Source organism: Psychrobacter sp. 1U2, assembly GCF_051847575.1.
This window is the reverse complement of the sequence record NZ_JBPYDC010000944.1, coordinates 1-764: the sequence shown is the minus strand read 5'-3', so window position 1 is coordinate 764 and position 764 is coordinate 1. Positions and strand designations below refer to the sequence as shown.

Annotated in this window: 1 pseudogene; it reads right to left on the bottom strand. The window is 44.1% G+C overall.

The annotated features are described in order from the left end of the window. Positions 1-764, bottom strand: a pseudogene (locus ACS8FD_RS19705) (hypothetical protein); the annotation flags it as partial.

Below are 764 nucleotides of genomic sequence, written 5' to 3'. Positions count from 1 at the left end.
TCGACACGTACTGGCTCACCAAGTTTTTCAATAATGACGTCAATGGTATCAACGGTTGGTTGGCGTAAACGTAAGGTAACGTCGTAATAGCCTACTGCTTGCGCAGCATCTAAAGCAGTCTGGCGCAAACGTGGTAAAGCTGCGGTAAAATCAGCAACAGATTGTACAGTTGTATCATCAAGCGCAGCTTTAATATTGTTAATCGGTTGGCTATCTTCATCAGCTTTGATAAGTTTTGGCTGCGTATCGTCTGTATTTTCAGCGCTACTACCATCTGTCTGCTGTAAATAAACGCTGGTTTCTACATGTGGTAGAGCCATGGCGCCTCCATTAAACAAACGACTATATAAGCGTTTAACAATGTTGCTACTATTACGTGCCCGTGAGCTAGGTTTGGATGCTTGTACGATGCTATCGGTCACTGCTTGAGTTTCTGTTGCTACTTGATAGTCAGGTAAATAATCATCAGGGTTTAAAGCTTCTGTTTGCTCGCCTGACTGCTCTATCGTTTCATCTACTATAGGCAGCTTACCCGTACTTGCATCAGCCTTAGTATCAGCTATAGTATCGTCAGTACCTGTTACTGGATCACGTTCTTGCTGCGCAAGCGTCTGTACAGGACTCTGTTGGCTACTATCTACACCATTGCTACTGACTGCATCACTAACCTCAATCGGGCGTGACATAATCTCATCAGATTCAGCATTCTCATTCTTACTTTCTAGTCGTCCAAGAGTATCCAGATTGGTCGGTGCTGGTAAGCT